Here is a 12,749-nt window from a genome sequence, read left to right on the forward strand (position 1 = left end):
CGCCGCCGCGCCGCTGCCTGGCGATGCCGCCGCGCCACCGTCGGGCGACCCCGCCGTGCCACTGTCGGGCGACCCCGCCGCGCCGCTCCTGGTGGCCCGGATGCGGACCGGTGACGGCGGCTGGCGGGAGACCGAGTCGACGGTGAGCGACCAGCGGACCGTGCCGGAGGTGGCCGCGGTGGTGCTGCACGTCCGCGACGTCGGTGACCGTCGCCGGCCGGAGCGTGGGCGGCCCCGGGGCGCGGCCACCGACCCGCTCACCGGCCTGTCCACCCGGCGGGAGCTGCTGCGGGTGCTCGACGAACGGGGCGGCACCCCCGGCGCGCTGCTCCTGCTCGACGTGCACGGGCTCGGCCCGGCGCGGGACGCCGCCGGCCCGGACCCGCTCCTGGCCGCCACCGCCCGCCGGCTGCGCGACGTGGTCGGCCCCCGGGACCTGGTCGCCCGGTTGTCCGGTGAGGAGTTCGCGGTGGTCACCGACGCCGGCCCGGTCCCGGCGTACGCGTTGGGCGAGCGGCTGCTGGCCGCGTTGACCGAGCCGTGCCCGGTGCCGACCGGGATGGCCCGGCTCCGGGTCGGCGTGGGCCTGACCGAGCTGGCCGCGACGTCGCCGCAGGACGCGGTGCGTCAGGCCGACCTGGCGCGTCGCCGGGCCGTCCAGCTCGGCCGCAACCGGGTCGAGTGGTACGACGCCTGCCTGGAGGAGGAGCTGGTCCGCCGGCTGGACCTGGAACGGGAGCTGCCCGGGGCGGCGGACCGGGGCGAGCTGGACCTGGTCTACCAGCCGGTGCTGGCGCGGGCCGACCGCCGACCGGCCGGCATCGAGGCGTTGCTGCGCTGGCGCAGCCCGGTGCTGGGCACCGTGCTGCCGGCCGAGTTCCTGCCGGTCGCCGAGGATCTCGGTCTGCTGGGGGAGCTGGGCCGGTGGGTGCTCGACCGGGCCTGCCGGCAGCTCGCCGACTGGTCGGTCGGCGGTCGGGAGCTGTGGCTGGCGGTCAACGTCACCCTCGCCGAGCTGTTGGCGCCGGATCTGGTGCCCCGGGTGGCGGCGGTGCTGGCCGGACACGGCGTCCCGGCGGAGCGGCTGGTGCTGGAGATCGCCGAGTCGCGGCTCGGGGCCGACCTGCCCACGGTGGTCGCCCGGCTGGCCGGCCTGCGGTCGCTGGGGGTACGCACCGCGTTGGACAGCTTCCGGGCGGAGCACGCCTCCCTGGCCCAGCTGCGTCGGCTGCCGATCGACCTGTTGAAGGTGCAGCCCCGACCGGTCGACCCGGACGAGGATTCCCGCCCGTTGATCGACGTGGTGGTGGGGTTGGGGGAGCGGCTGGGGGTGACCGTGGTGATGGCCGAGCTGGAGTCGGAGCCGGACGTGGCGCGGGCCACCCGGGCCGGATGCCGGTACGGGCAGGGGTTCGCGTTGGCGCGTCCGGCCACCGCCGAGCGGGTCGAGGCGTACTTCGCGGAGTTTCCGACGACGTCCCGCTGACGGTCAGGTCGGGTCGGGATGAACCGGTTCACCTCACCCGGGGCGGTGCGGTGCTGCCCCGCGGGGTCAGGTGCGCCGTCTCGTCCTGGAGCCCGCGCACCGGTTCACCGGCGATGACGGCGAGCAACTGCCGGGCGGCGTGCGCGCCGTAGGCGGGGATGTCCCGGCCGAGCGCGGTCAGCGGCGGGTGCACCAGTTGGCACAGCGGGGAGTCGTCCCAGGCCACGATGGACAGGTCGGTGGGGACGCCGAGGCCCATCTCCTGGGCCACGGCGAGCCCGGCGATCGCCATCACGTCGTTGTCGTAGATCACCGCGGTGGGGCGTCGGGCGGAGCTGAGCAGCCGCCGGGTGGCGCGCGCCCCCTCCTCGCCGGTGTAGTCCGACCACACGGTCGCCGCGTCGGTGAGCCCGAGCCGGCCGCACACCTCGGCGAAGGCGTCGGTACGGATCTCGGTGTGCAGCAGCGACGGCAGCCCGCCGATCCTGGCGATCTTGCGGTGGCCGAGGGCGACCAGGTACTCCACCGCCTCGGCGAGCGCCGCCGCGTCGTCCGACCAGACGTGGGCCAGCGTGCCGGTGTGCCTCGGCCCGCCGATCACCACGGCGGGTAGTTGCAGCTCCTCCAGGGCGGGCACCCGGATGTCGTCGGTCCGCAGGTCGCAGACGAGGACCCCGTCGACCCGCCGTTCGGCCCACCACCGGCGGTAGACCGCGATCTCCGCCTCCTGGTCGGCCACCACCTGCAGGGTCAGCGCGTACGACCGGGCGGAGAGTTCGGCCTCGACGCCGCTGATCAGCTCCATGAAGAACGGTTCGATGCCGAGTATCCGGGCCGGTCGGCACAGGGCCAGGCCGACGGCGTTGGCGGTGGCGCCGGAGAGCGCGCGGGCGGCGCTGCTCGGGCTGAATCCGATCTCGGTGGCGATCGCCAGGATGCGTTGCCGGGTGGCTTCCGAGACGCCCGGCTGCCCGTTGAGCGCGTACGACACCGCGCCCTTGGACACTCCGGCGCGTCGGGCGACGTCGGCGATGGTCGGCCGCTTCACCGGCGGTTTCCTCCACTTCTCGCGGCCTGGGCAGGCCGTTCTCGGGCCGGGGTCGCCGGCGGTCCTCACGCTACCGGTGCCCGGTCGGGCGGTCGTCCCCGGCCGTGGCCGGTCCCGATCGACGTGGGCGGCTGGTTCGCTTGCTCGGTTAAGTGTGCCGTTCGCGCCGGGCGGGGTGCGTCCCTTCCGCCTGCTGGAAGGGCCCGCTGAGCGCGTCGGCAGGGCGTTGAGGGCAGGTCCGGTTACCGGCCGGGGGTGCTGTTAACCGGCCGTTGACAGTGCCCGGGGTGGGTCGTACGGTGGCCTGACTTATCCGGTTCAGTCGACGTTCCTCGATGTGTGGAGCGTTCCACAAGCGTGCGCGGAGGATGAGATGACACGGTCCTGGACCCGCTGGGCCCGCGCGGCGGCGGTCGGTGCCGTCAGCCTGACGCTGGTCGCGGCGTGCAGCGGTAGGAGCACCACCGGCTCGGACGGCGGCGGCCAGGTCACCCTGAAGATCAATTTCTGGGGCGACTTCGGCCTTCAGGACCTCAAGACCCGTTACGAGGCCGACCACCCCAACATCAAGATCCAACTCAACTCGGGCGAGTACAACGCCCAGCACGAGGATCTCCAGAAGAAACTCGTCGCCGGCTCCGGAGCAGCCGACATCGCCGCCATCGACGAAGGCTTCATGGTCCAGTTCCGCAGCCAGTCCGACAAGTTCGTCAACCTGCTCGACAAGGGCGCCGGCTCGTACGAGAGCAAGTACCTGCCGTGGAAGTGGAAGCAGTCGCTGTCGGCCGACGGCAGGACCCAGATCGGCCTCGGCACCGACGTCGGCGGCCTCGCCATGTGCTACCGCACCGACCTGTTCGCCGCCGCCGGGCTGCCCACCGACCGCGACCAGGTCTCCGCCCTCTGGCCCACCTGGGACAGGTTCATCCAGGTCGGCCAGGACTACACCGGCCGGACGAAGAAGAAGTTCCTCGACTCCGGCACCAACCTGTTCAACCCGATCCTGGGCCAGCAGCCCGTCGGCTTCTACGACGAACAGGAACAGCTCCAGATGGAGCAGGGGCCGAAGGTCGCCTTCGACTACACGATCAGGGCGGTCCAGGCCGGTCTCTCGGCCAACCTGGCCAGCTTCCAGGCCGACTGGGACAAGGGCTTCACCGCCGGCTCGTTCGCCGTACTCGCCTGCCCGGCGTGGATGCTCGGCCACATCAAGGACACCGCACCCGGCACCCAGGGCAAGTGGGACATCGCCGCGGTGCCCGGTGGCGGCGGCAACTGGGGCGGCTCGTTCCTCACCATCCCCAAGCAGGGCAGGCACGTCGACGAGGCGTACGAGCTGCTGGAGTGGCTGGTCCAGCCGGAGCAGCAGATCGAGATCTTCAAGAAGGTCGGCAACCTGCCCTCCCAGCCGGCGCTCTACGCCGACCCGGCGATCGCCGAGTTCAAGAACCCGTTCTTCCACGACGCGCCGGTCGGGCAGATCTTCCCGAAGATGGCGCAGGGGCTGACCCCGCAGTACCTGGGCAGGAGGAACGGCCCGACCCGGGTGGCCGTGGAGAACGTCATCAACCGGGTGCAGAACGGAACCCTGAAGCCGGACGCCGCCTGGGCCGAGGCGGTCAAGGAGGCGGAGAAGGCCCGCACCTCCTGACCGTACGTCGCCCGCCCCTGTACCGTCCCCGGCCCTGGAGGGTGCCCCGTGTCCACCACCCGTGCCGTGCCGCCGTCGAGTCACCGCACCGGTCCGGAGCGTGCCGCCTCCGGGGCCGGCGACCGGTCGCCCGGCTGGCGTGACCGGCTGTACCGGTTCGACCTGCGCTACCTGCCCTACCTGATGGTCGCGCCGTTCTTCCTGCTGTTCGGCGTCTTCGGGCTCTTCCCGCTGCTGTTCAACGGGGTCGTCGCGCTGCGCAACTACCGGCTGGACGACCCCACCCTGCCCTACTGGGCCGGGTTCGCGAACTTCACCCGGCTGTTCGGCGACGAGGATTTCTGGAACGCGCTCTACAACACGTTCGGCATCTTCCTGCTCTCCTCGGTGCCGCAACTGCTGCTGGCGCTGGTGGTCGCCTCGCTGCTCAACCGCAAACTGCGGGCGCAGACCTGGTGGCGGGTCGGGGTGCTGCTGCCGTACGTCACCCCGATCGTGGCCTCGACGATGCTGTTCAGCGCTTTCTTCTCCCGCAGCTTCGGGATGGCGAACTGGCTGCTCGCCGAGGTGGGCATCGGCGGGACGGGGGACGCGGCGATCGACTGGCGGGCCGACAAGCCGCACGCCTGGATCGCCATCGCCACGATGGTCAACTGGAAGTGGATCGGCTACAACGCCCTGCTCTACCTGGCCGCCATGCAGTCCATCCCGCGCGACGTCTACGAGGCGTCGGCGATCGACGGGGCCGGCCCGTGGCGGCAGCTCTGGCGGATCACCGTGCCGATGATCCAGCCGGTGATCGTGTTCACGGTGGTGCTGTCCACCATCGGCGGGCTGCAACTGTTCACCGAGCCGATGCTGTTCGACCTCAACGCGCAGGCAGCCACCGGCGGGCCGAACGGCGAGTGGCAGACCATCGCCCAGCTCATCTACAAGGTCGGCTGGAAGGACCTCAACCTCGGCTACGCCGCCGCCATGTCCTGGGCGCTGTTTCTGATCATCCTGCTGGTCACCGGCCTCAACACCCTGCTCACCAACCGCCTGTCGGGGGGTCGCCGGTGAGCGCCGTCGCCCCGCCGCGACCCACCGCGCCGGTCCGCAGGCGGCGCCGGCCCGCCCTGCTGGGTCGCGCGCCGCAGGACACCCCCGCCGGCCTCGGCACGTACCTGCTGCTGTCGTTGACCTTCCTGTTCGCCGCGTTTCCGCTGTACTGGATGTTCGTCATCGCCACCAGCGACGACGAGGCGCTGGCGAAGCTGCCCCCGGCGGTCGTGCCCGGCGACCGGTTCCTGGCCAACCTGGAGGAGGTCTTCTCCCTCCAGGACGTCTACTTCGCCGCCTCCCTGGTCAACAGCGTCATCGTGTCGACCGTGGTGACCGCCTCGGTGCTGTTCTTCTGCTCGCTGGCCGGGTTCGCCTTCGCCAAGCTGCGGTTCCGGGGCAGCAACGCGCTGATGCTGCTCGTCGTGCTCACCCTCACCGTGCCCAACCAGCTCGGCATCGTCGCGCTCTACATCGTGATGGGCAGGCTCGGCTGGAACGGCACCCTGCTGGCGGTGATCGCGCCGGGCCTGGTCACCGCGTTCGGGGTGTTCTACATGCGGCAGTTCATCGTCAACAGCGTCCCCGACGAGCTGGTCGAGTCGGCCCGGGTCGACGGGGCGACCACCATGCGGATCTACCGCAGCATCGCGCTGCCGGCGATCCGCCCGGCCCTGGCGGTGCTGGGCCTGCTCACCTTCGTGGCCACCTGGAACGACTTCCAGTGGCCGCTGATCACGCTCAGCGGCACCGACTATCCGACCTCGATGGTGGCCATCTCCGATCTGGCGAGCGGCAACTACGTCATCTACCGTCGGGTGCTCGCGGGGGCGTTCATCGCCACGGTCCCGCTGCTGGTGATGCTCTTCATCGGCGGCCGCCAGATCGTCCGGGGAATCATGGAAGGCGCGGTGAAGTCGTGAACCGTCAGGCGTTGCACGAGGGATGGCAGTTGCGCGCGGTGTCCGGGCCGCAGGTGCCCGACGCCGTCGCCGGCCGGTCGGTGCCGGCCACCGTGCCGGGTTGCGTGCACACCGACCTGCTCGCCGCCGGCCTGATCGACGACCCCTACCTCGACGCCAACGAGACGACGCTTGCCTGGATCGGCCGCACCGACTGGGAGTACGCGACCACGTTCGTGCACCGGCCCGGCGACGACGACCGGGTCGAGCTGGTCTGCGCCGGGCTGGACACGGTCGCCACGATCACGCTCAACGGTGTCGAGGTCGGCCGCACCGCGAACATGCACCGGTCGTACCGGTTCGACGTGGCCCGGGCGCTGCGGCCGGGGGAGAACACTCTCGCCGTCCGGTTCGCCTCGGCGTACCGCTACGCCGAGGCGCAGCGGGACCGGCTCGGCGACCGGCCCAACGCCTACCCGGAGCCGTTCCCGTTCATCCGCAAGATGGCCTGCAACTTCGGCTGGGACTGGGGGCCGACGCTGGTCACCGCCGGGATCTGGCAGGAGATCGGGCTGCACGCCTGGTCGACCGCCCGGCTCGGCACCGTCCGTCCACTGGTGACGGTCGTCGACGGGCGGGGCCGGGTGGAGCTGCACGTCGCGGTGGAGCGGGCGACGGACACGCCGCTGACCGTCCGCGCCGAGGTCGCCGGGGTGACCGGCGAGGCGACCGTCGCGGCCGGGCAGCGCACGGCCGTGCTGACGCTCACCGTCGCCGACCCCGAGTTGTGGTGGCCCCGGGGGTACGGCGCACAGCCCCTGCACCCGCTGACGGTGACCCTGGCGACGGCCGACGGCCGCCCGCTGGACACCTGGTCGCAGCGGATCGGCTTCCGCTCGGTACGCCTGGACACCGCCCCCGACGCCCACGGCACCCCGTTCACCCTGCACGTCAACGACGTGCCGGTGCTGGTCCGGGGGGTCAACTGGATCCCCGACGACGCGTTCCCCACCCGGATCACCCGGGACCGGCTGGCCCAGCGGTTCACCCAGGCCGCCGACGCCAACGTCAACCTGCTGCGGGTCTGGGGCGGCGGCCGGTACGAGTCGACCGACTTCTACTCCCTCGCCGACGAACACGGCCTGCTGGTGCAGCAGGACTTCCTGTTCGCCTGTGCGGCGTACCCGGAGGAGGAGCCGTTCGGCGGCGAGGTCGAGGCGGAGGCGCGCGAGCAGGTGACCCGGCTGGCCGGGCACCCGTCGCTGGTGCTCTGGACCGGCAACAACGAGAACATCTGGGGCTGGCACGACTGGGACTGGCAGGAGCCGCTGGCCGGCCGCACCTGGGGCCGGGGCTTCTATCTCGACCTGCTGCCCCGGGTGGTGGGCGAGCTGGACCCGACCCGCCCGTACTGGCCGGGAAGCCCGTGGTCGGGCGACGAGGACATCCACCCCAACGACCCGGCGCACGGCACCACACACATCTGGGACGTCTGGAACACCGACGACTACACGAAGTACCGCCAGTACGTCCCCCGGTTCGTCGCCGAGTTCGGCTACCAGGCGCCCCCGGCGTACGCGACGCTGCGCCGGGCGTTGTCCGACGATCCGCTCGCGCCCGACTCGCCGGGGATGGCCCACCACCAGAAGGCCGCCGACGGGGACGCCAAGCTGCGCCGTGGCCTCGACGCGCACCTGCCCGCCCCGGTCGACTTCGACGACTGGCACTACCTGACCCAGCTCAACCAGGCGCGGGCCATCCAGCTGGGGGTGGAACACTTCCGGTCGCACCGGGACGTCTGCTCCGGCACCATCGTCTGGCAGCTCAACGACTGCTGGCCGGTCACCTCCTGGTCGGCCGTCGACGGCGACGGGCGCCGCAAACCCCTGTGGTACGCGCTGCGCCGGGCGTACGCCGACCGGCTGCTCACCGTCCAGCCCCGCGACGGTGGGCTGGTGCTGGTCGCGGTGAACGAGACCGGCACCCCGTGGCGGGCCCCGCTGACGGTGACCCGGTCCACCCTGACCGGCGAGCCGAGGGCGAAGACGTCGTACCCGCTCGACGTGCCGGCGTACGCGGCGGTGACGGTGCCGCTGCCGGCGGACCTGGCGGTGGCCGAGGAGGAACGCCGGGAGCTGCTGGTCGCCGAGGCCGGGGACACCGCCGAGCGGGCCCTGTGGTTCTTCGCCGAGGACCGGGACGCGCACTGGCCGGCGGCCCGCTTCGACGCGACGGTGGAGGCGGTCGACGGCGGTCAGCGGGTCCGGGTCACCGCGCGGACCGTGCTGCGGGACCTGACGCTCTTCCCGGACCGGCTCGATCCGGCCGCCGAGGTGGACACCGCGCTGGTCACCCTGCTGCCGGGGGAGTCGGTCACGTTCACGGTGCGTTCCGGTACGCCGCTGGACCCGGCGGCGTTGACCACCCGGCCGGTGTTGCGCTGCGTCAACGACCTGGTCGGCGACGCGACCGGGACCCCGGCGGGCTGACCGACGGGTCGCCGCCCCTTGACAGCCCCGATCCGATCAGCGAGGGTCGATGCGTTCCGGGTGCGGCGGCGCGCTCCTTCCCCTCGCTCGAAGGGCAGCCGTGATGTCGTTGACGCTCACCCGCCGGCACCTGTTCCGTATCGGCGGGGCCACCCTCGTCGTCGCCGCCGGCACCGGTCTCGGCCTGCCCGCCCTGGCCGCCGGCACCGTCACCGTCGACCTGGTGGTCTACGGCGCGACCTCGGCCGGGATCATGGCCGCCGTGCAGATGCGCCGGCTCGGCGGCACCGCCGTGATCGTCGAACCGGGCCGCCACGTCGGCGGGCTCACCACCGGCGGGCTCGGCTACACCGACAGCGGGACCAGCGCCGCCATCGGTGGCCTCGCCGGGGAGTTCTACCGCCGGGTGTACGCCCGCTACCACGGCACCCCGGTCACCCCCGACTCGCCTATGCGGCTGGTCTTCGAGCCGCACGTGGCCGCCGGGGTCCTCGACGACCTACTCACCGAGCACGCGGTCCCGGTCTACCTGGACGCCCCGCTGGCCACGGTCACGCGGGCCGGCGACCGGATCACCGGGCTGGTCACCGAACACGGGCAGCTCTTCACCGGCCCGATGTTCGTCGACGCGACGTACGAGGGTGACCTGATGGCCGCCGCCGGGGTGTCGTACACCGTCGGCCGGGAGGCCAACACCGCGTACGGCGAGACCATCAACGGGGTGCAGTTGCGCGGGGAACACCAGTTCACCAGGCCGGTCGACCCGTACGTGGTGCCGGGTGACCCGGCCAGCGGGCTGCTTCCCGGCATCTCCGCCGCTCCGGTCGCACGCAACGGCACCGGCGACGACCGGATCCAGGCGTACAACTTCCGGCGGTGCCTGACCCAGGCCGCCGGCCGGGTCCCGTTCCCGCAGCCGGCCGGCTACGACCCGGCCGACTACGAACTGCTGCTGCGGTACGTGCAGGCCGGCTACACCGGGCCGTTCTTCACCACCCAGAGCGTCGGCGGCGGCAAGACCGACTCGAACAACACCGGGGCGTTCTCCACCGACTTCATCGCCGCGAACCACGCCTACCCGACGGCGAGCCGGGCGCAGCGGGACAGCCTGACCGCCGACCACCTGACGTACCAGCAGGGGCTGATGTGGTTCCTGGCCAACGACCCCCGGCTGCCGGCATCGGTGCGGTCCGGGGTCGCCGGCTGGGGCCTGGCCGCCGACGAGTTCACCGCCACCGGCAACTGGCCCCCGCAGCTCTACGTCCGTGAGGCCCGCCGGATGGTGTCGGCGTACGTGATGACCGAGCGGGACTGCCGGGGCACCGTGCGGGCCGCCGACTCGATCGGGTTGGCCAGCTACACCATGGACTCGCACAACTGCCAGCGGGTGGTGGTCGACGGGCTGGTCAAGAACGAGGGGGACGTGCAGGTCGGGGTGCCCGGCCCGTACCCGGTCAGCTACCGGTCGGTCGTGCCCGCCGCCGGGCAGTGCGCCAACCTGTTCGTGCCGGTCTGCCTGTCGGCCACCCACATCGCGTACGGGTCGATCCGGATGGAACCGGTCTTCATGATCCTCGCCCAGTCGGCGGCGACGGCGGCGAAACTGGCGCTCGACGCGGGCGTGCCGGTGCAGCAGGTGGACGTGGCGGCCCTCCAGGCCCGGCTGCGCCGGGACGGGCAGATCCTCGCCTGGCCGCCCACCGTCGACGGCGAGATCGTGGTGGACAACCGGTCGGCCGGGGTCACCCGGGCCGGCGTCTGGGTGGGCAGCACCGCGATCGGCGGCTACTGGGGGTCGGACTACGAGCACGACGGCAACACCGGCAAGGGCGTCAACCGGCTGCGGTTCACCCCGTCCCTGCCGACGGCCGGGAGCTGGACGGTCCACCTGCGCTGGACGGCCGACCCGAACCGGGCGGGCAACGTCCCGGTCGACGTGGTGCACGGCGGCGGGGTGACCACCCGGGTGGTCGACCAGCGCACGTCGGGCGGGCAGTGGGTGTCGCTGGGGACGTACCAGTTCCCGGCTGGTACGGCCGGCAGCGTGCTGATCCGCACCGAGGGCACCGACGGGTACGTGGTCGCCGACGCGGCCCGCTTCGTCCCGGCCTGACCCTTCCTCACTTCTCGAAGACGGCGAGGACGTTGAGCCCGGGGCCGGACTTCAGGGTGCCCACGATCCGCAGCCCGTGCTGGTTGCCACGGCGGATCATCGAGTACGCGTAGATTCCTGTCTCGAAGTTGCGCCGACCCCGCAGGGAGAGTTGGAGCGACCTGTCGTTGAGGTGGACCCGGTAATCCACCCACTGGGCCGGGCCGCCGTCGCCGATGCCCCGTTCGAGCACGTTCATCGCGGCGATGGCGCTGTAGTTGTCCGAGAACCAGCGCCAGTACTCGCGCTTCGTCGCAGGTTCCTCGGTCGCCGGGTAGTGCGGCGGCAGCGTACGGACGGTGCGGGAGATCTCGGCCACCAGGTCGTCGAAGATCGCAACCACTCTTCCGGTCGCCAGTTCGGCGGCCAGCGGAATGATCGCCTGCCCGGCGGGAAGATCGACGAAGACGAGTGCCCGGGGGCTGTCCCCGATGAAGTTCCGGTCGAGGTCGTCCAGCCAGCTCTCGTCCTGGGCGAATGTCACCCTGTCGGGTAGATGGGCCGCATAGTGCAGGGCGAGTTGGAGGAGTTGCCGGTGCGGGTTCCTGATCGGGTGAAGCTCGATCGAGTCTCCCTGCTCGGCCTGCGTCGACTTCTCGCGACCGTGCGTCCCCTCCAGGGCGACGTGAGCATCGAGGAACGGGAAGAGGGAGGCCAGCAGGTCCCTGGTTCCGATGCGGGCCCCCAGCTTTCCGCCGGTGCTGCTCCTCGACACCCGGATGTCCCTGGTCGACAGAGTGATCTTGCCGGTCTCGTGTTCGGGCATGACCACCGCGTCGTAGAACGCTGACACCTGGTCCCGGTCGATGAACAGCGGGGCGTCGGCAAGCCAGGAGAACGGGAGTTCCGGTTCTGCGTCCGGGTGCGGATGAGCGCTCATCTCTCCCCAACGATGCTCGGCGATCCGTACCGCCTCCGGTCCTTGCGGCCCTGCGGCACCGTCCACGGTAGAACACGGCGTCAGCCCTGGATGGCTCCCGACCGGCGATCAGCGTGACAGCGGTGTTGCGACCGTGCCGGCACGTTGGGTAAGTTCGGCGGCACGCCGTCGAGCCGGAAGGAGGTCAGAACGATGTCCGATGTTCTGCGCCCCCTCCGCGTCCCGGCGTCCACGCGGATCTGACCGGGGCGTTCGCCTTCCGGAGGATTCCCCATGACCGACCTGGTCATCCGCCCGCTCGTCGCGGGCGAGGAAGATCTGTTCGAGTCCATGCCCGACCCGCTGCCCCAACTGCGCAAGGTCGGTTACGCCGACGGTGTCGCCGGGGGTGGCTACCGGCCCGAGCGCACCTGGATCGCCCTGCGGGGCGGCCGGGTGGTCGGTCGGGCCGCGTGGCTCCTGCCGCCCGGGGCCGTCGGTGCGCCCTGGCTGGACCGCTTCGACCTGACCGCCGAACCTGAGGTGGGTGCCGAGCTGCTGCGGGCGGCCCACGATGCGCTCGGTGGCCCGTACCCCTATCACGCCGGGCTGCCCGCGCACTGGCGGCGGCGGCCGGAGGTGCTCGCCGTGGTCCGGGCGTCGCTGGCGGCGGCCCGACTCGCCGGGCTGGTCGAGCGGGGCGAGCGACTCCGCTGCTCGTGGGCGGGCACCCCACTGCCGGCGACCGCCGGCCGCTACGCCGTCCGCCCGGCCAACGACGGCAGCGAGGTCGACGCCCTCGTCGCCCGGATCCCCGAGCCGGCCGTGCTGACCGGCCGGGAGGTCGCCCGGGCGGTGGCCGGGGTGGACCTGGCCACCGATCCACGGGCCTGGCTGACCGGCGCGACCTGGCGGGTCGCCCTGGTCGACGGGGAGCCGGTCGGGCTCGCCGGGACGACCGGGGACGCCTGTTTCCCACAGCTCGGCTACCTCGGCCTGCTGGACGGGGCGGCGCGGGGCGAGTTGCTTGCCGACTCGGTCGCGGCGTTGGTGGCCGAGGGGGCCCGGGAGGTGGTGGCCGACGTGGACGCCCACCGGGTCGCGGTGGTCGCCGAGCTGGA

9 protein-coding genes are annotated in these 12,749 nt (G+C 72.2%); 7 read left to right on the top strand and 2 right to left on the bottom strand.

The genetic code is table 11. From position 1 onward, the window contains the following. Window positions 1-1,486, top strand: a 1,486-nt coding sequence (locus ACOJTC_RS17590) for a putative bifunctional diguanylate cyclase/phosphodiesterase (protein ID WP_420117698.1), incomplete at its 5' end; no start/stop codon positions are given. A gap of 28 nt (window positions 1,487-1,514) precedes the next feature. On the opposite strand, the gene ACOJTC_RS17595 is transcribed toward ACOJTC_RS17590, so the two are convergent. Continuing rightward, the gene (locus ACOJTC_RS17595) at window positions 1,515-2,534 is read right to left on the bottom strand and encodes a LacI family DNA-binding transcriptional regulator (protein WP_363795349.1); all 1,020 of its coding nucleotides are present in this window, start codon (window positions 2,532-2,534) and stop codon (window positions 1,515-1,517) included. Window positions 2,535-2,907: 373 nt separating this feature from the next. Here ACOJTC_RS17595 and ACOJTC_RS17600 point away from each other — a divergent pair, with 373 nt between their 5' ends. The 5 genes from ACOJTC_RS17600 to ACOJTC_RS17620 all read left to right on the top strand — a co-directional run bounded on the left by ACOJTC_RS17600 (window position 2,908) and on the right by ACOJTC_RS17620 (window position 10,730). Next, on the top strand, window positions 2,908-4,185 hold the full coding sequence (locus tag ACOJTC_RS17600; RefSeq protein WP_420117699.1) for an ABC transporter substrate-binding protein: 1,278 nt from the start codon (window positions 2,908-2,910) through the stop codon (window positions 4,183-4,185). Window positions 4,186-4,233: 48 nt separating this feature from the next. Next, entirely contained in the window at window positions 4,234-5,247 is a 1,014-nt protein-coding gene (locus ACOJTC_RS17605) for a carbohydrate ABC transporter permease (protein WP_420117700.1), read from the top strand. Between the two features lie 56 nt (window positions 5,248-5,303). Then, window positions 5,304-6,149, top strand: coding sequence for a carbohydrate ABC transporter permease (locus tag ACOJTC_RS17610; RefSeq protein ID WP_420117705.1), 846 nt, complete (start codon window positions 5,304-5,306; stop codon window positions 6,147-6,149). Next, window positions 6,146-8,617: a glycoside hydrolase family 2 protein gene (locus tag ACOJTC_RS17615; RefSeq protein ID WP_420117701.1), complete on the top strand. Its 2,472-nt coding sequence runs from the start codon at window positions 6,146-6,148 to the stop codon at window positions 8,615-8,617. Before ACOJTC_RS17610 ends, ACOJTC_RS17615 begins: the two co-directional genes overlap by 4 nt. Window positions 8,618-8,720: 103 nt before the next feature. Then, window positions 8,721-10,730: an FAD-dependent oxidoreductase gene (locus ACOJTC_RS17620; protein WP_420117702.1), complete on the top strand. Its 2,010-nt coding sequence runs from the start codon at window positions 8,721-8,723 to the stop codon at window positions 10,728-10,730. A gap of 7 nt (window positions 10,731-10,737) precedes the next feature. On the opposite strand, the gene ACOJTC_RS17625 is transcribed toward ACOJTC_RS17620, so the two are convergent. Next, window positions 10,738-11,649 (bottom strand): hypothetical protein, encoded by a 912-nt coding sequence (locus ACOJTC_RS17625; protein ID WP_420117703.1) that lies wholly within the window; start codon window positions 11,647-11,649, stop codon window positions 10,738-10,740. 273 nt (window positions 11,650-11,922) lie between these two features. Between ACOJTC_RS17625 and ACOJTC_RS17630 the strand changes: the two genes are divergently transcribed. After that, window positions 11,923-12,749: acetyltransferase (locus ACOJTC_RS17630; protein ID WP_420117704.1), on the top strand; the 827-nt coding region annotated here is incomplete at its 3' end.

The sequence above is a fragment of the Micromonospora sp. genome (assembly GCF_048594385.1).
GTDB classification, from domain to species: Bacteria; Actinomycetota; Actinomycetes; order Mycobacteriales; family Micromonosporaceae; genus Micromonospora; species Micromonospora wenchangensis.